The sequence below is a fragment of the Pseudomonas sp. DWP2-2 genome, assembly GCF_049897065.1.
Classification (GTDB): domain Bacteria; phylum Pseudomonadota; class Gammaproteobacteria; order Pseudomonadales; family Pseudomonadaceae; genus Aquipseudomonas; species Aquipseudomonas paracarnis.
Window position 1 is genome coordinate 220068 of the sequence record NZ_JAFCVN010000006.1, and the last position, 23927, is coordinate 243994.

Genomic DNA, 23927 nt, shown 5'->3' on the forward strand with positions numbered 1-23927 from the left:
GCTCCTACAGGGGGCATTTCAACCAGTCAGGTGCAGCACGAAGGATTCATAAGGGCGTAGCACCATCGTGCTCGTGCGCAGCGGGCAATCGGGGTAGTTGCTGATCAGAAGGCGTTGCTCGTTTGCGGCGTTGATCACGCCTTCGGGCAGTTGGATCTCGCACGACGATCCATAGAAGTTGTTGAGTACCAACAGGCGCTCGCCATGACCTTCACGCAGGTACGCCCAGACCTGGAGATGGTCTTGCAGCAACGCACGGTAAACGCCTTGCTGTATCAGCGGCTCGCGACGGCGCAGGTCGATCAGCCTGCGGTAGTGATGCAGCACCGAATCCGGGTCATCCATCTGGCTGTTGACATTGATCTGCGCAGCATTCGCGGGAATGCCGATCCAGGGTTCACCGCGGCTGAACCCGGCGTTCGCTTCGGTGCTCCACTGCATGGGCGTACGCCCGTTATCGCGGGACTTCTGCATGATCGCCGCCATGCTCGAAGCTTCGGACTCTCCCGCGTCGCGCTTGAGGCGGAAGATGTTCAGGGTTTCCACATCGCGGTATTGCGAAATGCTGTCGAAGCCGGGGTTGGTCATGCCCAGCTCTTCGCCCTGATACACATATGGCGTGCCCTGCAGAAAGTGCAGCGCCGTGGCGAGCATCTTGGCCGAGACCACGCGGTATTCGCCGTCGTCACCAAAGCGCGAGACCACCCGTGGCTGGTCGTGGTTACACCAGAACAACGCGTTCCAGCCGCCACCGGCCTGCATGCCCACCTGCCAGTCGGAGAAAATCTGCTTGAGTTGCAGGAAATCGAAATCGGCCTTCACCCACTTCTGCAGGTTCGGATAATCGACTTTCAGGTGATGGAAATTGAAGGTCATCGACAGCTCTTTCGACGCTGGATTCGAGTAGCGAATGCAGTGTTCCAGGCGGGTGGATGACATCTCGCCCACGTTGATCAGGTCATGGCCTTCAAAGACCTCGCGGTGCATTTGCTGCAGGTATTGGTGCACGTTCGGGCCGTCGGTGTAGAAACGGCGACCGTCGCTGTTGTCTTCGGGGAAATCGGCGGGCTTGGAGATCAGGTTGATCACATCCAGGCGGAAGCCGCCCACGCCTTTGTCGCGCCAGAAGCGCATCATCTTGAACACTTCGGCGCGTACCTTGGGGTTATCCCAATTGAGGTCGGCCTGGGTATGGTCGAACAGATGCAGGTAGTACTGGCCAGTCTGCGCTTCGTATTCCCAGGCCGAGCCGCCGAACTTGGATTCCCAGTTGTTCGGCTGGTCACGCCAGATGTAGAAGTCACGATAGGGATTGTCGAGGCTGCTGCGCGCCTGCTGGAACCATTCGTGTTCGATGGAGGTGTGGTTGACCACGATGTCGAGCATCAGCTTGATACCACGCTTGGCGGCTTCGCTGATCAGCAGGTCGCAGTCGGCCATAGTGCCGTAGCTGGGGTCGATGGCGTAGTAGTCGCTGATGTCGTAGCCGTTGTCGCGCTGGGGCGAGCGCAGGAACGGAGTAACCCACAGGCAATCCACGCCCAGCCACTTGAGGTAGTCGAGTTTGTCCACGATGCCCAGCAGGTCACCGGTGGCGTTACCCGCGTGGCTGTGGAAGCTTTTGGGGTAGATCTGGTAGATCACCGAGTGTTGCCAGGTTTGCATGGTGGATTCCTTCAGTAGAGTTGGGTGTTGGCCCTTCCGGCCTCATCGCAGGCAAGCCAGCTCCCACATTTGAATGTGTTCACACATCACTGTGGGAGCTGGCTTGCCTGCGATAGCGATCTTCAGGCGACCCGGTAACCAGGCCGAACGATCTTCATGCTCAACATGCACGTCAGCGCAAACGGCACGACCATCGCCACGACCATGCCAATCACGAACATCGGAATGGCGCTCGGTACGATCGAGATAAACCCGGGTAGCCCACCGACGCCGATGGCCGAGGCCTGCACCTTGTTCAACGACAGGAAAATGCTGCCCAGCGCCGAGCCCAGCAGAGCGGCATAGAACGGGAATTTGAAACGCAGGTTCACCCCGAACATCGCCGGCTCAGTGATGCCGAAGTAAGCTGAAATGGCCGAGGTCGAGGCCATGCTTTTGTCCCGCGCATTGCGAGTCATGTAGAACACCCCGAGCGCGGCGCTGCCCTGGGCCAGGTTGGACATGACGATCATCGGCCAGATAAAGGTGCCGCCCTGGGTGGAAATAAGCTGCAGGTCGACGGCCAGGAACATGTGGTGCATACCGGTGATCACCAGCGGCGCATAGAGCAGGCCGAAAATCGCGCCGCCGATCATAGGTGCGATTTCAAACAGGGTGACCAGGCCTTCGGTAATCAGGATGCCGAGGTGACGCGTCACCGGGCCGATGATTGCCAGGGCCAGCACACCAGTGACCACGATGGTGGTGATCGGCACCACCAGCAGTTGAATGGCATTCGGCACCCGCGCCCTCAGCCACTTCTCGATCACGCTCATGACAAAGGCCGCCATCAGGATTGGCAGGATCTGCCCCTGGTAACCCACCTTCTCGATCTGGAACCAGCCGAAGATATCGAAGTACGGCAGGCTCTGGCCGTCGAGGCCGGCTACCGCCTTGCCGTAGTTCCAGGCGTTGAGCAGGTCCGGGTGCACCAGCATCAGGCCCAGCACGATGCCGAGGATTTCACTACCGCCGAACCGCTTGGCCGCCGACCAGCCCACCAGTGCCGGCAGGAACACGAAGGAGGTGTTGGCCATCAGGTTGATCAGGCTCCACAGGCCATCCAGATTCGGGTAGGCCTCCAGCAGCGTCTGGCCTTCGATGAACATGCCCTTGGCGCCCATCAGGTTGTTCACGCCCATCAACAGGCCGGCAATGATCAGCGCGGGCAGGATCGGCATGAACACATCGGAGAACACCCGCACCAGGCGCTGCATGGGGTTGGCCTTGTCGCCGCCGGCTTTCTTGACGTCGGCAATGGTCGAAGCGGCAAGGCCGGTCAGTTCGCGCAGGGCGGCGTAGACCTTCTCCACTTCGCCGGGGCCGATCACCACCTGGAACAGGCCGCCGGTAAAGAACGAACCCTTGACCAGATCGACCTGGTTCAGGGCACTGCTGTTGACCAGGCTGGGGTCCTTGAGCGCAAGGCGCAGGCGGGTCACGCAATGGGCAGCCTGCTCGAGGTTTTCGCGGCCTCCGAGGTTGTCGAGGATCTCGCGGGCAATCGTTGAATAGTCGTGGCTCATGCTCGTTTTCCACTGTGATTGTTTTTATGGGTGGCAGTCGTTGGCAGCACGCCGAGGAGGGAAAAGTACTCGTCTGTACGAGTTAAATCAACAACTCGTCTGTACGAGTTACACTTTTGTTTATTCATACGATCTTTCCGTCAGGTTTTTCACCTACGGGCACGGGTGTCCAATGGACAAACCCAACCTCTGCCACTAAGGTTCCTGCCTTGAACGCGCAGTCCACCTTCATAACGCCGGGCAAGAGCCATCCATGAGCAAATACAACCAGATCTATACGGATCTGCTTGCCAGCATCACCACCGAGCGCCTGCAACGCGGTACGCGCCTTCCCTCCGAAACCGAACTGATGGACGCCTACCAGGCCAGCCGTGGCACCGTACGGCGCGCCATCGAGCAGTTGCAGGAACGTGGCTTTGCGCAAAAAATCCACGGCAAGGGCACTTTTGTGTTGTCGCCCAACCCGATCGAGTTCCAACTGGGCGGCATCGTCAGCTTCCACGAAACCCACGCTGACCTGGGCGATGATGTACGTACCGACGTGGTCGAGTTCGCCCAGATCCCGTTGGAAGGCTCACTGCTGCAACACATCGAGGCCGAACCCGGCACCCTGATCACGCGCATCAAACGGGTGCGCCGCATCGGCGGCAAACGCGTGATTCTGGACATCAACCACTTCATCAGCGACCTGATTCCCGGCCTGGACCGCGACATCGCCGAGCAGTCGATCTACGCGTTTATCGAGCAAACGCTGCAGCTGCAGATCAGCTACGCGCAACGCACCATCGAAGCCCTGCCACGCAGCAAGGACGACCAGGCGCATCTGGATCTGGAGGGGCAAAGCCATGTGATTGTGGTGAGTAACCAGACGTTTTTGCAGGATGGAAGGCAGTTCGAGTACACCGAGTCGCGGCATACGTTGGATAAGTTTTATTTTTCTGATGTGGCGCGGCGCTGACGCCGGAGACAACGATGAATATTCCCCACAAATGGCGGGAACAATTTCCCCATGCACTGATTGAACAACAGGCCATTGGTGAATCGCGCGCTGACGTCTTTCGCCTGCGCCATGACGGCGGCACGGATCTGTTCCTGAAATCCGAGCTCCTGGAGGAACACAGTGAGTTGGCAGACGAAATTGATCGACTCAGATGGCTGCAGCAAATGGGTCTGCCTGCGCCTGTGGTCCTGGATGAAGTTACAGCGGCCCACCGCCATTGGTTGCTGATGACCACCGTACCGGGACAGGACCTGGCCAGCGCCAGCGAGCTTTCAGCCGAGCAAATTATCAACATCCTGGCGACCGCGCTGCGTACTTTGCACCAGTTACCCGTGGCACTGTGCCCCTTCGATCACTCCCTCCAGCTGCGCATCGCACGCGCACAGCAGCACGTCAGTGCCGGCCTCGTGGACGAGACAGACTTCGACGACGAGCGACTGGGGCAAAGCGCTGAGGATGTGTTTGCTGAACTGGTGGCAACTCAGCCAAAGACTCATGATCTGGTAGTGACCCATGGCGACGCTTGCCTGCCGAATTTCATGGCGGCAGAGGGTTGTTTCAGCGGCTTCATCGACTGTGGACGGCTGGGGGTCAGCGATCGGTTCCAAGACCTTGCCTTGGCAGCACGAAGTATTGAAAGCAATCTGGGGCTGGCATGGGTGAGGCCATTTTTTGAGGCTTATGGCGTTGAGCCCGATGAGCAGCGTATGAAGTTCTATTGTCTGCTGGATGAGTTTTTCTGACGCTGAACGTACCGCCGTCCCCCCTGTTCAAGCCTGTAATGCCACCACCTAAGGACACAATGTAACCCTGTGGCGAGGGAGCTTGCTCCCGCTGGGGCGCAAAGCGGCCCCTCTCTGCTGGCGAAGCAGCTTGTTACCGTTGAATTACGCAGCGACCTGACAAACAGATTCAACCTTTCGTAGAATGCCGCCGTGGCTATGGAACACCTTCCTTCTAACCTCCTATGACCTAGGGGTTTCGCTCTCCACACCGCGCCTGCTTCTAGCAGGCGTTTTTACTTCAACTGCAACGCGAGCACGACGGTGGCCAAGGGAGAAAATCTAGTATGAATCAGGGGTTGTTCCTGCGTCGCCGTAGCAAAGTTCACGTCCCCATCGGCACTGGCGGTGCCACGCGTGCGCAGGTCGCATCGGCGGTCCGGGAAGTCGCGGCGTTCCGATGTGTACTGTCAGAATCCCTGATTGAGCAAATCGCCAAGTTGTCAGCAACAGAACTCAAGTATTGGCTGCGCGAAATTATCGGCGTTCTTCGGCGGGAAACTGGCGCTCATGTACATTACAAACCCTTCTACCCAGACTTTCCAGAGCAGGTCCTGACGGCCTCAGAGGCGGAGTTGTACCTTAATGCCGTCATTCACTGCTTAACGCTATTACGTTTACCACCCACCGAACACGCTCGACCTGCGATGCTTGAAGGCAACTTCATATCCCGCGTTATCGAACCGGGAAGCGTCTCCGAGTTCGAGTCACTCCTCGAACCGCTGATTTCATCACGCACCTCGCTCTCCGAACAGGAAACTGCCGACGTCATCTGGTTTATTCGAAAGTATCAAAGCGATGTGTTTCGACTGCTGCCTGAGTCCGTGCCGTTTCGGGAGATCCGTGCACTAGTTGGCGGTGCACTTATCCTGCACGTAGCCGGCGATGCGCGGGTAGATACATTCCTGGAACGAAACGCCGAAACGGCGACAGACGTGCTACGGCTCGCTGTTGCGCTAAGTGGAGGAGACGTGTCACTGACGACAGCTTCGACACGTTTTAAAGCGATGAAGCGCTCAATGCGTCGCCTGCTGTTGCGCCTGCTCGACAAAACACTCAACGTTGCAGAAGACGTGATGCGGCATGCAGAGCGATGGAAACGCCTGGCTGAAGTACTGCATCCGGGCGACTATGCCGATAAGTACCCACGAGCGCTGGCCGCCATCACGGCAGCACGTCGCAACGAAACGCCAGACTCATTTGGATCACGAGTCGAAACATTGCTTGCCCAGCATGACATCGCCGCGCTTACACCCATACTACAAAACCGCCCAGGCGAGTTCGCAAGACGGCTGGACGTGACCCTTCGGCGTGCAACGGCACCAGAATCGGTCCTCGACGCGTTCGAGGCGGTTGCGGCACAAGTGTCCTCACCTGTTCTGCTGCAGTTGCTGGCTCAGGTACGCGCTCCTCGCCCACTCCCCCTGCGAGCATTCACACCCAAAGGCGCACTCGCCAAAGTCTACGCAATCAAGGATCGACGCGAACCTCTAGGCCCCAACGTGTTGGCTCGTGCAGCCACAATCTGTGAGAACGCTCTCGTAACGCGTTTTGCGTCACTACCGCCGCTAGGTCGCTGCTTTATCGATCCAGTACTACGCGAGTACAGGGTACCGCTGGCGCAGCGTGCCTCATCGAAAGCCCTGCGCACATTGGTGCGGGGCAGTCGGCTGCCTATACCTGACACCCACTTCATTCGCCTGTTCCTCTGGTGGAAGAACGGCCATGGGCGTACAGATATCGACTTGTCCGCTGCATTTTTCGACGCCAACTTCGTGTTCATAGAAACAGTCGCTTACTACAACCTGAAGAGTTTCGGCGGCTACCACAGCGGCGACATCGTCGACGCGCCCGATGGAGCTTCAGAGTTCATCGACCTCGACCTTGATGTTCTCGTAGAGAAGGGTATTCGCTACGTTGTTACCTCTATCAACTCATACACCGAGCAGCCTTACTGCGACCTTCCAGAATGCTTCGCTGGCTGGATGGCTCGCGTCGATACGGCGTCAGGTGAAGTATTCGAGCCAAGCTCCGTGTTCGACCGTATCGATATCGCATCCAACACAGGGATCTGCCTGCCATTCGTAATGGACTTGCAAGAGCGACGCATAATTTGGGCCGATCTGGGGCTCACATCATCTCCGAGGTGGAACAACGTCGAGAACAACCTCAGCGGGGTGTCCTTGATGCTGCGAGCTTTAATACATACACCAAGGCCGGATTTGGAGACGCTATTCGACTTACATGCTCGAGCGCGGGGAGAAGGCGTAGCCTCATCGCAGTTGGCACAGACGGTGTTTGCGCCTGATCAAGGGATAACACCGTTCGATACGGATTTGATTCGATCACAGTTTCTCTAATATCTACGCCAGAATTTGCCAACGCCAAAAAGCCAAAAGCCCGCAATTACGCGGGCTCTAGGGCATTTCTTAGATCGTGCCGGACAATGCCGGACGTCCCATCATTCCCACTCAATCGTCGCCGGCGGCTTGCTCGACACGTCATACGTCACGCGCGAGATACCTTCGATCTCGTTGATAATCCGGCCGCTGACCGTCTCCAGCAGTTCGTAAGGCAGGTGTGCCCAACGCGCTGTCATGAAGTCGATCGTCTCTACGGCACGCAACGCAACAACCCATGCGTAACGACGACCATCGCCTACAACGCCAACCGATTTCACCGGCTGGAATACCACGAACGCCTGGCTGACCTTGTGGTACCAGTCGGCCTTGCGCAGTTCTTCGATGAAGATGTGGTCGGCGCGACGCAGCAGGTCGGCGTATTCCTTCTTCACTTCACCCAGGATACGCACGCCCAGGCCCGGGCCTGGGAATGGGTGGCGGTAGACCATGTCGTACGGCAGGCCCAGTTCCAGGCCCAGACGGCGGACTTCGTCCTTGAACAGTTCGCGCAGCGGTTCTACCAGCTTGAGGTTCATCTCCTCAGGCAGGCCACCCACGTTGTGGTGGGACTTGATCACGTGGGCCTTGCCGCTCTTGGCGCCGGCCGACTCGATCACGTCGGGGTAGATGGTGCCCTGGGCGAGGTACTTGATGTTGTCCAGTTTGTTGGACTCGGCATCGAACACGTCGATGAAGGTGCGGCCGATGATCTTGCGCTTCTTCTCCGGGTCGGACTCGCCGGCCAGGTTGTTGAGGAACTGGTCCTCAGCGTTGGCGCGGATCACCTTGACGCCCATGTTCTCGGCGAACATGGCCATCACTTGCTCACCTTCGTGCAGGCGCAGCAGGCCGTTGTCGACGAATACGCAGGTCAGCTGGTCGCCAATGGCCTTGTGCAGCAAGGCGGCCACAACCGAGGAGTCAACGCCGCCGGACAGGCCAAGCAATACGTTGTCAGTGCCGACCTGGGCGCGCACTTGGGCGATGGCGTCTTCAGCAATTTTCGACGGGGTCCACAGGGCTTCACACTCGCAGATGTCGAGGATGAAACGCGACAGGATGCGCCCGCCTTGCTTGGTGTGGGTCACTTCCGGGTGGAACTGCACCCCGTAGTAGCGACGCTCATCGCTGAACATGCCGGCAATCGGGCAGCTCGGGGTGCTGGCCAGGATGTGGAAGTCTTCCGGCATTTTGGTGACCTTGTCACCGTGACTCATCCACACGTCGAGGCCGAACAGGCCGTCAGCGTCGATGTGGTCTTCGATGCCGTCCAGCAGGCGGCTCTTGCCAACCACGTCCACACGGGCATAACCGAATTCACGCAGTTCGGAACCTTCAACCTTGCCACCCAGTTGCTCGGCCATGGTCTGCATGCCGTAGCAGATGCCGAATACCGGCACACCCAGGTCGAATACCGCTTGCGGGCAGCGCGGGCTGTTGGCTTCGTGAACGGACTCGGGGCCACCGGCGAGAATGACGCCTTTGGGTGCGAATTCGCGAATCGCTTCATCGTCCATGTCGAACGGATGCAGTTCGCAGTACACGCCGATTTCACGCACGCGGCGGGCGATCAGTTGGGTGTACTGGGAACCGAAGTCGAGGATCAGGATGCGGTGGGCGTGAATGTCGAGGGCCATGAAGTCAGTCTCGTCTAATGAATCAGAAACAACTCGGGGCTGAAGAACAGCCCCGGTTACTTAACATTTTGCTGGAAGCCTCAACCTACACGGTAGTTTGGCGCTTCCTTGGTGATCTGCACGTCGTGGACATGGGATTCAGCCATGCCGGCGCCGGTGATCCGTACGAACTCTGGCTTGGTGCGCATTTCTTCGATGTTGGCGCTGCCGGTGTAGCCCATCGAGGAACGCAGGCCGCCCATCAGTTGATGGATGATCGCGCTCAGGGTGCCTTTGTACGGCACACGGCCTTCGATGCCTTCCGGTACGAGCTTCTCGGCGCCTGCCGAAGAGTCCTGGAAATAACGGTCGGAAGAGCCTTGCGCCTGGGACATGGCGCCCAGCGAACCCATGCCACGGTAAGCCTTGTACGAACGGCCCTGGAACAGTTCGATCTCGCCCGGCGCTTCTTCGGTACCGGCGAACATCGAGCCCATCATCACGCAGGAGGCACCGGCTACGATGGCCTTGGACAGGTCACCGGAGAAACGGATGCCACCGTCGGCGATCAAGGGTACGCCAGTGCCTTCAAGGGCAGCGGCGACGTTGGCGATGGCGCTGATCTGCGGCACGCCCACACCGGCGACGATACGCGTGGTGCAGATGGAGCCTGGGCCGATACCGACCTTGACTGCGTCGGCGCCAGCTTCGGCCAGGGCCTTGGCGGCAGCGCCGGTGGCGATGTTGCCGCCGATCACCTGCACTTCAGGGAAGTTCTGCTTGACCCAACGCACGCGGTCGATCACGCCTTTGGAGTGGCCGTGGGCGGTGTCGACCACTACCACGTCAACACCGGCAGCGACCAGCGCCGAGACGCGATCACCGGTGTCTTTACCGGTACCGACAGCAGCGCCAACGCGCAGACGACCTTGGTCATCCTTGCTGGCCAGTGGGTAAGCCTTGGCTTTTTCGATGTCGTTGACGGTCATCATGCCTTTGAGGGCGAATTTGTCGTCGACGATCAGCACGCGCTCGATGCGGTGCTTGTGCAGCAGTTCGCGCACATCGTTCTTGTCGGCGCCTTCCTTGACGGTGACGAGGCGCTCTTTAGGCGTCATCACTTCGCGGACGGTGACTTCAAGGCGGTTCTCGAAACGCACGTCACGGGAAGTGACGATGCCGACCAGGTCGCCATCGTGCAGCACCGGGACGCCGGAGATGTTGTGCATACGCGTGAGTTCGAACAGGTCACGCACGGTGGCGTCAGCTTCGATGGTGATCGGATCTTTCACCACACCGGCTTCGTAACGCTTGACCTTGCGCACTTCGGCAGCTTGCTGCTCGATGGTCATGTTCTTGTGGATGATGCCGATGCCGCCTTCCTGAGCCATGGCAATGGCCAGACGGGCTTCGGTGACGGTGTCCATGGCAGCGGAAACCAGGGGAATATTCAGCTCGATGCCACGGGTTAGGCGGGTCTTGAGACTGACTTCGTTAGGAAGCACCTCGGAATAACCGGGCACTAGGAGAATGTCGTCGAATGTCAGAGCTTCTTGGCTGATACGCAGCATCGCGGGGGCTCCCGAGCGGGAAAATGGAAGCGCGCCATTATATACATGCACCCTGCCGGGCTCAATGTAAAACTCTGACAAACTTGGTAATACTGATAGATGGGTAATTTCATCGCCCCGATCATTCCCATGCTCCGCGTGGGAATGCCTCTGGTGACGCTCCGCGTCGCCTTGGGGCAGGATTCAAAATCTCCGACAACAACGGGACGCGGAGCGTCCCATGCGGCGTTGCCCACGCGGGAGCGTGGGAACGATCGTGTTCGGCAAAAAGTTACAGTTCGACTTTGACCCAGCTCATTTTTTGATCGAGCCAATCGGCAAACTCGTCGATAAAGCTCTGTTTGAAGCCCGCCTCCGCCCAGTTGTTGAAAATGAATCCCAGGTTGGAAAACCCGCATTCCTGCAGGAACAGAAAGCCATTGATGTCGTCTTCATGCCCACATAGCGGGCAGGTGAAGTTATCGGTGTGGCCAGGCATCCAGTCTTCCAGGCTTTCAAACAGCGCCTCGCCGACTTCCTTGAGGCACTCCGGGCAGCCCGCTTCTTCGAGGAACCCCTTGGCCGGGGTATAGATGCAACGCTTGTAGATGATCTCCAGGCCATTGACCGGCTCGTTGAACGGCAGCGCTTCGGGGTGCAGCACCACCGCGCGGGCACCATCGGCCAGGGCGTAGCCCATGCGGTTGCCGGTACGCCCGCAAGTGGTGAGCTCTTCCTTGATGATGTTCTTGCGCACCAGCCAGCGCACAATCGCCCGTGCGCGGGGTTCGTGGACCGGCAAGGTGGAGATTTTCGGGACAAGGATGCTTTGGGAGTTCATGGGAGTCCTGCGGTGTGGCTATTGGCGCCATCGCCGGCAACAGGCAAACCGCCAACATCAATAACGGCAAATCTGCATACACCCCGGCAATCAGGAACAGACTCAAACGCACGACCGTGCTGCAACTGATCAGCGCGCTTTGCGTAGCCCGCGCAGCGTCCTTGGGCAAACGGCTGTTCAGGTAAATCGCATATAAGAAGCCGCCACTGCCGAATAGCGCCCCAAACAGGCCGCCAACGGTGCCCATGGGAATCGACCAGCCCGCCGCCAGCTGAGTCGGCCTTGCTTTCACCGCCAGGCTGTAAATCGCGTAGGCGCTGATAAACAGCCCCATCAATAACAGCAACAGGTCCGAATGCAGGTTGAGCAAAAACACCACGCCCAGGGTGCAGCCGATGGCCATGCAGGGCAGCAACCGCAACAGTTCCGGCTTGTTCACATCGCGCCGCGTTTGCAGCAGGCCGCCAAACGCCGCGACAAAGTCCAGAAGCACCAGCAACGGGATGATCTTCGACAGCGGCATGAATAAAATCAGGATCGGCCCCGCCACCAGCGCCGTGCCGAACCCGGCAATGCCGAACACGATATAAGCCACCGTCACGCCCAGGCCGATCACCAGCCAATCAATACCGCCGAAAGTCCACTGGCTCATCAGCTCAACCGGGCTCATGACTTATTCCTTCTATTGAGATGCCGTTCACTTTAGCCATCGGCAAGGGTTGCGACTAATATCTTCCAGGCTCGCTACTCATCTCAAAAAGGCATGACTCTTGATCTCCACCCGGCAACTGCGTTATTTCGTCGAAATCGCCGACAGCGGTAGCTTCAGTGCTGCCGCCGAGCGCCTGTTCGTGGCGCAATCAGCCTTGAGCCGGCAGATCAAGGAGCTTGAATCTCAACTGCAAACCCCACTGTTCGAACGCACTGCACGCCAGCCAAGGCTGACGGCCGCCGGCGAAGCCTTCTACCCACGGGCGCGCAACCTGCTGAGTGAGTTGCTCAAGGCCAGCGACCTGGCGACACAAGTGGGCCAGGGCCAACTCGGCACCTTGCGCCTGAGCCATTCGAGCACCGTGCCGATGAGCGGCGCGTTACTGCAAGGCATCAGCACGTGGCTGGAGCGCTGCCCGGGTGTGTCGATGGATATCGTCAAACTCTCCTCCGAAGCCCAACTGGAGGAAATCGTCGAGGGCCGCCTGGACGTCGGCCTGCTGCGGTTGCCGGTGTTGCGCCAGCGCGAAGGCGTGCGCGTGGTGCCTTGGTACACCGAGCCGTTGGCGCTGGCAGTGCCTGCGGGTCATCCCTTGGCACGCGGCAACGCAGCGGTCGAGTTAATGCAACTCAAGGATGAGGCGTTTATTTCAATCCCCCACCCTCAGCGCGGCGGGCTGAGCTATCTGTCGGCTGAATTGTGCATGCGTGCAGGTTTTTTCCCCAAGGCGGCGCGGGTAATGTCGCGCAAGACCACGCAGTTGCAATTGATCCAGGCCGGTTTCGGGATTGCCCTGTTACCAAAATCCATGCAGGACATCGCCCCGCCCAACCTGCAATTTTTGCCCCTGGCCGATCCGGACTGCCACAGCACGGTAGCCCTGGCCTGCGCGCAAGCGCCGAACGCGCTGGTGGAGCAATTCTGTCAAACCCTGCACGAATGCCTATAAACTGCCGCCCATGATTAAAGATCCTTTTGCCCGCTTGGGCCTGGACCGCGAAGTCCTGACTGTCAGCCAGCTCAACGGCCGCGCGCGGGTGTTGCTGGAAGACGTGTTCACCAATATCTGGGTGGAAGGCGAGATCTCCAACCTCGCCCGCCCGGCCTCCGGCCATGTGTATTTCACGCTCAAGGACAGTGGCGCCCAGGTGCGTTGCGCGCTGTTTCGCAATAACGCGGCGCGGGTACGTCAGGCGTTGAAGGATGGCCTGGCGGTGAAGGTGCGCGGTAAGGTCTCGTTGTTCGAGGGCCGCGGCGATTACCAACTGATCCTCGATACCGTGGAGCCGGCCGGTGATGGTGCGCTACGCCTTGCCTTCGATGCACTGAAGGAAAAGCTGAGCGCCGAAGGCCTGTTCAGTGCCGAACGCAAAGTGGCGCTGCCGGTGCATCCTCGGCGCATCGGCATTATCAGCTCGCCCACCGGCGCGGTGATTCGCGACATCATCAGCGTGTTCCGCCGCCGCGCGCCGAATGTTGAACTGACCCTGATCCCTACCGCCGTGCAAGGCCGCGAAGCAATCCCGCAGATCGTGCGGGCGCTGAAACTCGCCGACGCCCGGGGTTTCGACGCGCTGATCCTGGCCCGTGGCGGTGGCTCCCTTGAAGACTTGTGGTGCTTCAACGAAGAGGTGGTGGCCCGCGCAATTGATGCTTGCGTTACCCCTATCGTCAGTGCCGTTGGTCATGAAACCGATGTGTCCATCAGCGACTTCGTGGCGGACGTCCGCGCCCCTACTCCCTCCGCCGCCGCCGAGTTGCTGGCTCCCGACGCCAGCCATCTGGTGCGTCAAGTGGAAAACCTGCAGCGCCGCCTGGTGATGCTGATGCGCAACCGCCTGAGCCACAGCCGCCTGCGCCTGGAAGGCATGGCCCGGCGCCTGCGTCACCCGGGCGAGCGCTTGCGCCAGCAGGCCCAGCGCCTGGATGACCTGGACATGCGCTTGCGCCGCGCCTTTGAGCGTAGCCTCAATACCCGTCGCGAGCGCTTGATCCGCCTGGAAACCCGCCTCGCCGGCCAGCACCCCGGCCGTCAACTGGCACTCTTGCGCCAGCGCCTGGACAGCTTCGCCGAACGCCTGCCCCGCGCCATGCGTGAAGGTCTCAAGGCTCGGCGTCTGCAACTGCAGAGCCAAGTGCAGACATTGCAGGTGGTCAGCCCGCTGGCGACCCTGGGCCGCGGCTACAGCATCCTGTTGGACGAGCGCGGCCAGGCGATTCGCAATGCCGCACAAACCCACACCGGCCAGCGCCTCACCGCGCGCCTGGGTGAAGGCCAATTGCAAGTGCGGGTGGAAGACAACCACCTGACACCCGTCACCCTTTCATTATTGGATTGATCGATGCCACGCCTACTGAGCCTGTTGATGCTGTTGTGCCTCACATTTAACGCCCACGCCGACAGTTACATCACGCGAACCCTGAACAAACCGGTGCCAGGCGGCGTGGCCGTCGTCGAACTGGGCCCTTCGGCCACGGCGCCGAAAGCCACCTACCAGGGCAAGCCGGTGCTGGTGGTCAAGGAGCAGGACAACTGGCTGGCGATTGTCGGTATCCCGTTAACGGTCAAGCCTGGCAACGAGCGCATCAGCAGCGGGGGGCGCAACCTGCCGTTTATCGTCGGTTACAAGAAGTATCCGGAACAGCGCATTACTTTGAAGAACAAGAGCCAGGTCAACCCTGACCCGGCTCAGCTCAAGCGCATCGAAGGCGAACTGGCAGTGCAGCTCAAGGCTTACCGCAGCTTCAGCCCGAACCTGCCTAGCAACCTGGTGCTGGATAAACCGGTGAACGGGCCGCTTTCGAGCAAATTCGGGGTGCGCCGCTTCTTCAACGGTGAGGAACGCAACCCGCATTCGGGCCTGGATTTCGCCGTACCGGCCGGCACACCGATCAAGACACCCGCCAATGGCAAGGTGATTCTGGTCGGCAATTACTTCTTCAACGGCAATACCGTGTTTGTCGACCATGGCCAGGGCTTTATCAGCATGTTCTGCCATATGTCGAAGATCGATGTGAAGGTGGGTCAGCCACTGGTGCGCGGTGCGGTAGTCGGCAAAGTCGGCTCGACAGGCCGGGCCACCGGGCCGCATATGCACTGGAACGTCAGCCTGAATGATGCACGGGTAGATCCGGCGATTTTTATCGGCGCGTTTCAACCCTGAATACCGTGGCCGTGAGGGGCGTCAGTGATTTCCTGCGCTGGCGCCTGATCTGCCGGAGGTTCGCTGCAATGCATTGTGATCTTCTTACACTTTTGCGATGAACCATCCGACACCCGAGACTCACTCAACCAGCGATTTACACGGACGTAATGAGCAGGACCTGAGCATTGGAGATCCAATTCCCATGAGACTCTTTCCATGTCACTTACCCCAGCACTGTCAGAGCGACATTCGCAAAACCTCTTGCCCTCATCTCACGCCTCACCCGGTACCCCCCCGACCAGCCCGCCTACACCACCCGCAACTCTGCAACAACCTGCATCAGTCCCCTTGACCGCCGCCGCCAATTACGCCCCCGATGACCCACCTACTCCCGCCTCGTCAGGTATAACCCCGGCGAAAATGCGATACCCGCAGTTGGTGAAGCATTTCAAACCCAGCAATGAAACACAGTTCACCGCTGAACACGCGTTGCTGACCGAAGACAAGCAACGCCTGCATAGCCAGCAACCCGGCTTCAAGGCCTTTGTACAGTCGCAACTTGAGGAAGCCTTCCCCGCGATCAGGCCGCTGAATCCGGACATGCTCAGTTTCAATCGCTACAGAGTGGGCGATGGACGCGAATCACTGGCCTCTTCAGAGCCCCTGATGGCTGCACTGGCCAGGATGATCCGCGACATCCAGACCAACCCGAATGCGTTGATGCGCCCGGAGCGAGGCATAAGCACTGAATTCACTTATCGACGAACCATTGCCGACATGGCGGTACCGGCCTTTACCGAAGGCACGCTGCAATCCATTGCTCGCAGCATTGCCACGCAATACCCGCAGGCGCTTGAAGAATACTGGAGCACACCGCGGCCGGTGGAAAATCAGCCGACGCTCCAGATGCCGCCGCAAGAGCAACTGTTGTTCCTGCACAAAAAACAGCTGTCGATCCTCGCCTCACTGCGCCTGAGCGATGGCACCCTGAGCGCGACCGGCAAAGACCTGATCGACTCCGCGTTGCGCTACCCCACCCTGCAAGACCGGGAAAAACGCTTCACCGACGGTGATCGCTTAGGGGTGTACCCCGTTACTGTGGATGACCAAACGGAACATGGCGCGATGCTGCCAGGGGCCTTTCTCATCACCCGAAAAGACGGCTCCTATGCTACGCCGCCCACCTGGCCGAATGGGCGCGCACTTGCGCTCAACGATGACAATGGCCCCGTCGTGATGTACACGCCCAGCGAAGGTTTCGAGGAATTCGCAACCCCGGCCCAGGCACGCCAGGCTTTGGCCAGCCGCCTGGACCAGAGCGGTGTCGAGGCCAAGTTGCTCCTGCAAGGCCTGCCCCCGGCTCTGCAAAACAGGCCCGACCCTATTACCGGAAAAGATCTGATGTCCAGTGTCGAGCCATCGGCCGGGGATGTGTTGGCGCAATCCATCCCCTGGATGCTCAAACGCCAGCGGGCAGACATTAATACCCACCTGAGCACAGCATTGGCGCCAGGCAAAACCGTCAACCCCCTTCTCGACAGTGCCACATTGGAAGGTATCGATAATGCGGCCGACTGGTCGTACCTCACCGATGGCACCAACGCCATGCTGGCCCGGGACGCCAAACTGACCGACAAACTCCAACCCGAATGGTTGAAGAATCTAAGCCCCTTTCAAGAAGCCTTGTTTTTGCACTTGGACAAGGCGCAGGAACGGAGCCTGGATGCGCTGACGCCCCTGCTTGAAAAAATCCCGGCGCTGAACACCTTCGCCCGTGACCGCCTGAATGCAGCCATCAAACAGCGATACCCGGCAGCAGAAATCGATGCGGATCAACTCATGGTGCAGGTCCACACCCGCACCGCCATCCACGGCGGCAGAGGGACTGGCCAACCCCTCTATTCGAAACAAGACGCGGTGTCCCTGACCGACTTGGCGCTGAAGAATCCCAGTGGCTTCCCTGCCGTCGAAAGAGGTGTATACACCGATGAGAAAATGACCTTGCCTCTGCGCGACAAGCACGGCAAGCCCGTACGAGACCTGAGCGGCAAGCCGGTTACCCTGGATACCGACGATCTCAAGGCACTGGTCAATACCGCCGATGTCGGTGGCGAATACACCAAACTGCTCAAACAGGAAATGGCCCCAGATGCCCAATCGGGGAGCGCTGTGCACTTGCGCACAGCGTGGAAAGCTCATCTGGCAGACGCGATGGACAAAGAGGCGTTTCTGGCAGAACTCAGCCCCGACGCCTATACGGAACTGGCCAGCGACAACATCCATAAACGCGCGGCGCAGTGGGCGGATGCGGTACTGACTCACCCCGACCCGGCCACCCGCCCTCAAGTCGATGGGAAAACCATCGTCGCCAACAGCCTGCTCCACAGGGGGCTAGCGGTGCAGGGCGTGATGGTGATCGGCAACCAGACAGATCCATCGCTGGTGCTGTACACCCCCAAGGCTCCCGACGGCATTACTTATCGCGAAGTCGCGGACCACAAGGCCCTCGACACCCTCCTGGAGAAAAAAGAGTGGGCAACCTATATCGCGCAAAGAAAATCACCCGTCAGTAAAGATGAGGTCGATCAGTTCAAGGGAGCGCTTAAAGAAGCTGCGTACAGCCCAACGAAATTGATGTCACCCGAGCTGGCGGTCTCGTCGATCAAGCTGCTGGGAGGCGCCACTCGCCTTGAGCCCATAAAAGGTGATTTCCAAGACCATCTGTACAAGCAACACGTACAGATGGCGATCGACCGAGCGGACCACCAGTCCGTAAGCAGTGCGGAGGTCGCACGGCAATCGCTCAAGAACAAAATCGAGTTCGGCATTGAAGTGGCATTGATCTTTACCGACCTGATACCGGTGGCTGGCAAAGGCGTGTCTGCGGGTTTTCGTCTGGGCAAAGCCGGCATCAGCGCACTGCGCGCCAACAGCAGAGTGTTGCCGCACCTGATCAAAAGACCCGGCCTGGGACGGGCGATCTACAGTGATTTCACCCTGTCTGCCACGGGTATCTCCAATGTTCGCGCGGCCCCCCTACGCCCGGTATTCAAGTCGTCGACGGCGACAGGCGCGATTACCCCGCGCCCAGGGCCAAGAGCACTGCCTGCGCCCGTCAGCCCAGTGCCGGCACGACCTTTAGCCAGCACCGGCAACACTATCGCCGGCTCACGCACGCCCAACGACGCCGTCATTCCCGAGCGCGACTTGAGTGCGTACGCCAGGCCTGGCGATATGATCAACGGCCGGACGCTAAGGAGTGACGGTACCTATAACGTTGGCGACGAGTGGTTCATCCGATTTACCGACAGTACCCGCGTGAGCAGGGTTTATCAGATCGATTCAGCCTTTCACGCTCGCAGTGGCTGGGTCAATATCATCGACCCGAACGTCCCAGCAACTGCGCCCAAAAGCAGCAGAATCGTCGCCTCTGTACAACATGCGGGCAACGGTGAATGGCGCCTGAATCAACTGCCCGGTGGAGCCCCCACGCCGACACCGGGAGCTTCGACGACAGGCGCCGAGGCCCCTGCCCGACCAGCGTTACCAGACGCCGAGTATTTCAGCCTCAACAGAGGGCGGCTGGTCGAAGCAGACTTCACCCCGAAAACCCTGCCACTGGCCAGGTATTGGTTCAGGCGGGATTTGTATAACTTCTACAAGAACATGCTCACTCAAGGCCAGATGCCGCCGCGCCCGTCCCGGCTGGAGCTCGCACCCGGCACCTCGCCGGCCGACCTGTTGCGTAAGGCCTACGAAATCACTGATGTGGTGGTACTGGGCGAGCGCCATAACGAAATCGCCAGTTTCCAGATGCTCAAAGAGAATATGCAGGCCCTCAAAGAGTCGGGAGTTACCACGTTTTATATTGAAGGTGTCGAAACCAATGCCGCGGGCCAGCTCATGGATGTGGGCATGGGTGGCCACCGTCCTCAAGGCGCGTCTCCCACGCTCTCGGAACTGGTTCAACTTGCCAGTGACAATGGAATCACCGTCAAATCCCTCGAGCACCACTACTTGACCCGCCGATCGGATATGCCCGATTTCTACAAGTACGTTGGGGACAACGACAACGGCATTACGCGCCTGCAAGAATTCAATTACTTCGCGACCCGTATCTTGGAAACACGCAAGCCGGGCGAAAAAGTACTCGCCTTGGTAGGCCGGGCCCATATGAACACAGCCCGAAACGTTCCAGGTCTGGCGGAACTCACTGGAGGGGTGGGCATAGGCGTTTACCCGGACAAAGCATTCAACAAGAGTGTTGCCATCAGCGGCCCGTCAATACCAAGGGATCCCGGGGCCAACGTCACGGATAGCTTTACGGCAGGGGATTATCAGATCTTCCATAAAGTGATTTGAGTAATCACCGTCGTGCGTTGTTTGCGCGATGGTGAGCCCTTCACTGCCGCATGCGGCGCCACGGGAAAACCTCATCACCAAAATTGCGCCACCACCTACAGCAGCGCAACAATGTGAAGAAAACAAGACACTATTAGCAATAAATATTCATAAAGCTTGTTTTATACAGAAAATCTATCAATTTTTCCTGACCACCTTGCCATCTCACTTGGCCACGGTTAGGGTTGGGCTTATGAAAACCTCTCACACCCTCATTCAGCTCCGCCAGCACCGCAGCCTGTGCCTTGTCAGCGCACGACTGCCAGGCTGAATCGATCTGCCTCGCCCTCAGTTTTATCCCCAATAACAGTTCCACGGCAGGCCGCCTTTTCTCGGCCCCTACAACCAAGGATTTCCCGATGAGCATGCTCAAAGACCCGTCTTCGAAGTACCGCGCGTTCCCCACCATCGACATTCCGGACCGTACCTGGCCGTCGAAAACCATCACCCAAGCGCCTATCTGGTGCAGCTCCGACCTGCGTGATGGCAACCAGTCGCTGATCGAGCCGATGGACGCGGTGAAAAAGCTGCGCTTCTGGAAGACCCTGGTGGCCGTTGGCGTGAAGGAAATCGAAGCCTCGTTCCCGGCCGCGTCGCAAACCGACTTCGACTTCGTGCGCACCCTGATCGAAGACAACCACATCCCCGAGGACACCACCATCCAGGTGCTGACCCAGGGCCGTGAAGACTTGATCGCACGCACCTTCGAATCCCTGCGCGGCGCCAAGAAAGCCATTGTGCACTTGTACAATGCCACCTCGCCGTCGTTCCGCCGCATCGTATTCAACCAGGACAAGGACGGCATCAAGGCCATCGCGGTCAACGCCGCCAAGCTGTTCGTCAAATACGCCGCCCAGCAGCCGGAAACCCAGTGGACCTTCGAATATTCCCCAGAGACCTTCAGCGCCACTGAGCTGGAGTTCGCCAAGGAAGTCTGCGACGCGGTGATCGAGGTGTGGAACCCGACGCCTGAGCACAAGATGATCCTCAACCTGCCAGCCACCGTCGAGTGCGCCACGCCGAATATCTATGCCGACCAGATCGAGTGGTTCGGTCGCCATATCAACCGTCGCGACAGCGTGATTATCAGCCTGCACACCCACAACGACCGTGGCACTGGCGTGGCGGCCACCGAGTTGGGCCTGATGGCCGGCGCCGACCGTGTGGAAGGCTGCCTGTTTGGCAACGGCGAGCGCACCGGTAACGTCGACTTGGTCACCGTGGCACTGAACATGTACACCCAGGGCCTGGACCCGCAGTTGGACTTCTCGGACATTGACGGCGTGCGCAAAGTGGTCGAGGAATGCAACCAGATCCAGGTGCACCCACGTCACCCGTATGTCGGCGACCTGGTGCATACCGCATTCTCCGGTTCCCACCAGGACGCGATCCGCAAAGGTTTCTCCCAGCAGAAAGACGATGCGCTGTGGGAAGTGCCGTACTTGCCGATCGACCCAGCCGATATTGGCCGCAGCTACGAGGCGGTGATCCGCGTGAACAGCCAGTCGGGCAAAGGCGGTATCGCCTACCTGCTGGAGCAGGAATACGACATCAGCTTGCCGCGTCGCATGCAGATCGAGTTCAGCCAGGTGGTGCAGGCCGAAACCGACCGCGTGGGCCTGGAGATGACCGCGCCACAGATCTACGCCTTGCTGCAGCGTGAATACCTGCAAGCCAACACGCCGTATGCGTTGGTCAGCCATCGCTTGCAGGAAGAAAACGGCAACAGCTTTGTCGAGGTCGAAGTTTCCGGCAAGGGTCAGGGCGAAACCAACCTGCACTGGAAAGGCAAAGGCAACGGTGCGCTGGAAGCCTTGGTGGCCGGCCTGCCGATTGGCGTGGAGATCATGGACTACAACGAGCACGCGATTGGTGCGGGTACCAATGCCAAGGCGGCGGCCTATATTGAACTGCGCGTGAACGGCGAACGCCCGGTGCATGGTGTGGGGATCGATGAAAACATCACTACCGCCAGCTTCAAAGCGCTGTTCAGTGCGCTGAACCGTTCGTTGAGCCAGTTGGAAGCCAAAGCGGCGTAAGCATTGCCGTAATGCAAAAGGCCCCTGGGTGAGAATCCAGGGGCCTGATCGTTCCCACGCTCTGCGTGGGAATGCAGCCCTGGACGCTCTGCGTCCGCCCTTAGAAGCGGTACGCAGAGCGTCCCAAGAGGCGTTCCCACGCAGAGCGTGGGAACAATCTAAGAGCCTTAGACTAACTGAAAGCTATCGGCATCCAGATTCGCCGGGAATCGTGTACGGTAAGCCGCCAGCTCCGCCGCATCCAGGATCACCTGGAACACCCCGTCCGCTTCCCCTGCACTCAGCAAGGTTTCACCCTGGAAATCCAACACCTGGCTATCGCCGGTGTAGGCAAACCCCTTGCCGTCGGTGCCCACCCGGTTCACCGCCGCCACGTAACACAGGTTCTCAATGGCCCGCGCCGGCAACAGCCGATTCCAATGCTGACGCCGAGCGCCCGGCCAGTTGGCGGTGTACAGCAGCAGGTCCGTATCCTGGGCGTCGCGGCTCCACACCGGGAAGCGCAGGTCATAGCAGATCAGCGGGCGAATGCGCCAACCCTTCAACTCGAACTGCACCTGACGTTCACCTGGGGTGTAATGGTCATGTTCACCGGCCATGCGGAACAGGTGGCGCTTGTCGTAATGCAACACCTCACCATCCGGCCGCGCCCACAGCAGACGGTTGCGGTGGCTGCCATCGGCGGCCTGGATGATCACACTGCCGGTAATCACGGCCTGATACTTTGCCGCCTGGGCCTGGAGCCAATGATGGGTGGGGCCGTTTTCCGGCTCGGCGAGAGCTTCTGATTCCATCGAAAAACCGGTGGTGAACATCTCTGGCAGCACGATCAAGTCGGCGCCTTTGGCCTGCTCCAGCAGCAACTCGAAGTGTTCGAAATTGGCATGCCGGTCATGCCAGGCCAGGCTCGTCTGCACCAAGGCAATGTTCAGATTGGGCAGTACACTCAGATCACGCATAGTTTTTCCGCCGCTTGTCGCAACGTCTCCTCGCGTTTGGCAAAGCACAGGCGCACCAGGCGCTGGCCTTGGGGTGGGTGCTGGTAGAACACCGAAACCGGAATGGTCGCCACGCCATGTTCGCGGGTCATCCACAGGGACATGGCGACGTCATCCAGGTCTGGGCGTATCTGCGAGTAATCCACCAGTTGGAAGTAAGTGCCGGTCACCCGGGTAAAGCTCAAGCGCGATGGCGCCAACAGGTCGCAGAAAAGGTCCCGCTTGGCCTGATAGAAGGCCGGCAGTTCTTCGACATGTTCCGGGTGTTCGGCCATGAAGTCCGCCAAAGCGTACTGCAAAGGGGTGACGCCGCAGAAGTTGACATATTGATGCACCTTGCGCAGTTCGGCGCTGAGGGCCGGTGGCGCGACCACGTAGCCGGTCTTCCAGCCTGTGACGTGATAGGTCTTGCCGAATGAGCTGACCACGAATGCGCGCTGATACAGTTCCTGATGGGCCAATACGCTGACGTGGGGCACACCGTCGAATACCAGGTGCTCGTAGACCTCATCGCTGACCAGGTAGATATCGCGGTCGCGGATCAGTTCGGCCAACTGGTCCAGCTCGACACGGCTGATCAATGCACCGGTGGGGTTGTGCGGGCTATTGAGGATGATCATGCGCGTACGCGGTGAAAGCGCAGCCTTGAGTTTCTCGAAGTCCAGGGCGAAGCCTTGCAGGCTCAGTTGCACATGCACGCAGCGGCCACCGGCCAGTTCAACCGAAGGCTCGTAGCTGTCATAGCTGGGGTCGAACACGATGACTTCATCACCGCTGCGAATCACCGCCTGAATGGCGCAAAAAATCGCCTCGGTGGCGCCTGGCGTGATGGTCACTTCAGTGTCGGCATTCACCGTGACGCCATAGCTGCGGGCGATCTTGGCCGCCACTTGCTGACGCAGCACCGGCAGGCCTGTCATGGGGGCGTACTGGTTATGACCGAGGGCGATGTGCTTACCCACTGCATCGAGCAAACCCTGCGGACCATTGAAATCGGGAAAACCCTGGGACAGATTGAGCGCGCCGGTTTCGGCGGCGAGTTGCGACATGGTGGTGAAAATGGTCGTGCCGACGTTTGGCAGCTTACTGGTGATCATGGGAGCCCCCTTCGGGTGAGCTGCAAGTTTTAAGCTGCAAGCTGCAAGCAGGTCAAGGGGCAAACCGTCAGGCACAAAAAAGGCTCCAAAGGAGCCCTCTCTTGCAGCTTGTA

Annotated in this window: 16 protein-coding genes and 1 pseudogene; 8 read left to right on the forward strand and 9 right to left on the reverse strand. The window is 59.3% G+C overall.

Annotation, left to right across the window (positions count from 1 at the left end; genetic code table 11):
- Positions 1-18: 18 nt before the first annotated feature.
- Together treC and treP are read right to left on the reverse strand one after the other, a co-directional pair.
- The gene (gene treC / locus ACP7CZ_RS15940; RefSeq protein ID WP_054897801.1) at positions 19-1665 is read right to left on the reverse strand and encodes an alpha,alpha-phosphotrehalase; all 1647 of its coding nucleotides are present in this window, start codon (positions 1663-1665) and stop codon (positions 19-21) included.
- Between the two features lie 122 nt (positions 1666-1787).
- On the reverse strand, positions 1788-3230 hold the full coding sequence (gene treP, locus ACP7CZ_RS15945; RefSeq protein WP_034128010.1) for a PTS system trehalose-specific EIIBC component: 1443 nt from the start codon (positions 3228-3230) through the stop codon (positions 1788-1790).
- Between the two features lie 253 nt (positions 3231-3483).
- Between treP and treR the strand changes: the two genes are divergently transcribed.
- From treR to ACP7CZ_RS15960, 3 genes are all read left to right on the forward strand, one after another.
- A complete protein-coding gene (gene treR, locus ACP7CZ_RS15950) occupies positions 3484-4188 on the forward strand; it encodes a trehalose operon repressor (protein ID WP_186527711.1) in 705 nt (234 codons plus the stop codon).
- A gap of 14 nt (positions 4189-4202) precedes the next feature.
- Complete coding sequence (locus ACP7CZ_RS15955; RefSeq protein WP_089042367.1) at positions 4203-4973, forward strand: APH(3')-II family aminoglycoside O-phosphotransferase; 771 nt, start codon at positions 4203-4205, stop codon at positions 4971-4973.
- A gap of 326 nt (positions 4974-5299) precedes the next feature.
- Positions 5300-7372, forward strand: a complete 2073-nt coding sequence (locus ACP7CZ_RS15960) for a TerD family protein (protein WP_294152626.1) — start codon at positions 5300-5302, stop codon at positions 7370-7372.
- A 101-nt stretch (positions 7373-7473) separates the two neighbouring features.
- Here ACP7CZ_RS15960 and guaA read toward each other — a convergent pair whose 3' ends face one another.
- From guaA to ACP7CZ_RS15980, 4 genes and pseudogenes are all read right to left on the reverse strand, one after another.
- Complete coding sequence (gene guaA, locus ACP7CZ_RS15965; RefSeq protein ID WP_014719806.1) at positions 7474-9051, reverse strand: glutamine-hydrolyzing GMP synthase; 1578 nt, start codon at positions 9049-9051, stop codon at positions 7474-7476.
- An 80-nt stretch (positions 9052-9131) separates the two neighbouring features.
- Positions 9132-10601: an IMP dehydrogenase gene (gene guaB, locus ACP7CZ_RS15970; RefSeq protein WP_034128014.1), complete on the reverse strand. Its 1470-nt coding sequence runs from the start codon at positions 10599-10601 to the stop codon at positions 9132-9134.
- A gap of 271 nt (positions 10602-10872) precedes the next feature.
- A complete protein-coding gene (locus ACP7CZ_RS15975) occupies positions 10873-11421 on the reverse strand; it encodes a hypothetical protein (protein WP_005791157.1) in 549 nt (182 codons plus the stop codon).
- A 25-nt stretch (positions 11422-11446) separates the two neighbouring features.
- A pseudogene (locus ACP7CZ_RS15980) lies at positions 11447-12091 on the reverse strand (TSUP family transporter); the annotation flags it as partial.
- Positions 12092-12191: 100 nt separating this feature from the next.
- On the opposite strand from ACP7CZ_RS15980, the gene ACP7CZ_RS15985 reads away from it, so the two are divergent.
- The 4 genes from ACP7CZ_RS15985 to ACP7CZ_RS16000 all read left to right on the forward strand — a co-directional run bounded on the left by ACP7CZ_RS15985 (position 12192) and on the right by ACP7CZ_RS16000 (position 19641).
- Positions 12192-13082, forward strand: a complete 891-nt coding sequence (locus tag ACP7CZ_RS15985) for a LysR family transcriptional regulator (RefSeq protein ID WP_200584141.1) — start codon at positions 12192-12194, stop codon at positions 13080-13082.
- A gap of 10 nt (positions 13083-13092) precedes the next feature.
- Positions 13093-14472 (forward strand): exodeoxyribonuclease VII large subunit, encoded by a 1380-nt coding sequence (xseA, locus tag ACP7CZ_RS15990; RefSeq protein ID WP_236280323.1) that lies wholly within the window; start codon positions 13093-13095, stop codon positions 14470-14472.
- A 3-nt stretch (positions 14473-14475) separates the two neighbouring features.
- Positions 14476-15297: a M23 family metallopeptidase gene (locus tag ACP7CZ_RS15995; protein ID WP_057975063.1), complete on the forward strand. Its 822-nt coding sequence runs from the start codon at positions 14476-14478 to the stop codon at positions 15295-15297.
- Positions 15298-15627: 330 nt separating this feature from the next.
- Positions 15628-19641 carry a dermonecrotic toxin domain-containing protein gene (locus ACP7CZ_RS16000; RefSeq protein ID WP_426174676.1) on the forward strand — a complete coding sequence of 1338 codons (4014 nt, stop codon included), beginning with the start codon at positions 15628-15630 and terminating at the stop codon, positions 19639-19641.
- 133 nt (positions 19642-19774) lie between these two features.
- Here the strand turns inward: ACP7CZ_RS16000 and ACP7CZ_RS16005 are convergent, their stop codons facing one another.
- Positions 19775-19996 (reverse strand): hypothetical protein, encoded by a 222-nt coding sequence (locus ACP7CZ_RS16005; RefSeq protein WP_229999534.1) that lies wholly within the window; start codon positions 19994-19996, stop codon positions 19775-19777.
- Positions 19997-20039: 43 nt separating this feature from the next.
- Here ACP7CZ_RS16005 and leuA point away from each other — a divergent pair, with 43 nt between their 5' ends.
- Complete coding sequence (gene leuA / locus ACP7CZ_RS16010; RefSeq protein WP_014719812.1) at positions 20040-21719, forward strand: 2-isopropylmalate synthase; 1680 nt, start codon at positions 20040-20042, stop codon at positions 21717-21719.
- A gap of 167 nt (positions 21720-21886) precedes the next feature.
- Here the strand turns inward: leuA and ACP7CZ_RS16015 are convergent, their stop codons facing one another.
- Together ACP7CZ_RS16015 and ACP7CZ_RS16020 are read right to left on the reverse strand one after the other, a co-directional pair.
- Positions 21887-22678, reverse strand: coding sequence for an amidohydrolase (locus ACP7CZ_RS16015; protein WP_054897810.1), 792 nt, complete (start codon positions 22676-22678; stop codon positions 21887-21889).
- Positions 22666-23814, reverse strand: a complete 1149-nt coding sequence (locus ACP7CZ_RS16020; RefSeq protein WP_054897811.1) for a pyridoxal phosphate-dependent aminotransferase — start codon at positions 23812-23814, stop codon at positions 22666-22668. The genes ACP7CZ_RS16015 and ACP7CZ_RS16020 overlap by 13 nt, the downstream gene beginning before the upstream one ends.
- Between the last annotated feature and the right edge of the window lie 113 nt (positions 23815-23927).

Bases quoted from the DNA above. Each gene is read 5' to 3' on its own strand.
- treR (WP_186527711.1), top strand. From the start codon at position 3,484: ATGAGCAAATACAACCAGATCTATACGGATCTGCTTGCCAGCATCACC.
- ACP7CZ_RS15955 (WP_089042367.1), top strand. From the start codon at position 4,203: ATGAATATTCCCCACAAATGGCGGGAACAATTTCCCCATGCACTGATT.
- ACP7CZ_RS16015 (WP_054897810.1), bottom strand. From the start codon at position 22,678: ATGCGTGATCTGAGTGTACTGCCCAATCTGAACATTGCCTTGGTGCAG.
- xseA (WP_236280323.1), top strand. From the start codon at position 13,093: ATGATTAAAGATCCTTTTGCCCGCTTGGGCCTGGACCGCGAAGTCCTG.
- ACP7CZ_RS15975 (WP_005791157.1), bottom strand. From the start codon at position 11,421: ATGAACTCCCAAAGCATCCTTGTCCCGAAAATCTCCACCTTGCCGGTC.
- guaB (WP_034128014.1), bottom strand. From the start codon at position 10,601: ATGCTGCGTATCAGCCAAGAAGCTCTGACATTCGACGACATTCTCCTA.
- treC (WP_054897801.1), bottom strand. From the start codon at position 1,665: ATGCAAACCTGGCAACACTCGGTGATCTACCAGATCTACCCCAAAAGC.
- guaA (WP_014719806.1), bottom strand. From the start codon at position 9,051: ATGGCCCTCGACATTCACGCCCACCGCATCCTGATCCTCGACTTCGGT.
- ACP7CZ_RS15960 (WP_294152626.1), top strand. From the start codon at position 5,300: ATGAATCAGGGGTTGTTCCTGCGTCGCCGTAGCAAAGTTCACGTCCCC.
- leuA (WP_014719812.1), top strand. From the start codon at position 20,040: ATGAGCATGCTCAAAGACCCGTCTTCGAAGTACCGCGCGTTCCCCACC.
- ACP7CZ_RS15995 (WP_057975063.1), top strand. From the start codon at position 14,476: ATGCCACGCCTACTGAGCCTGTTGATGCTGTTGTGCCTCACATTTAAC.
- treP (WP_034128010.1), bottom strand. From the start codon at position 3,230: ATGAGCCACGACTATTCAACGATTGCCCGCGAGATCCTCGACAACCTC.
- ACP7CZ_RS16020 (WP_054897811.1), bottom strand. From the start codon at position 23,814: ATGATCACCAGTAAGCTGCCAAACGTCGGCACGACCATTTTCACCACC.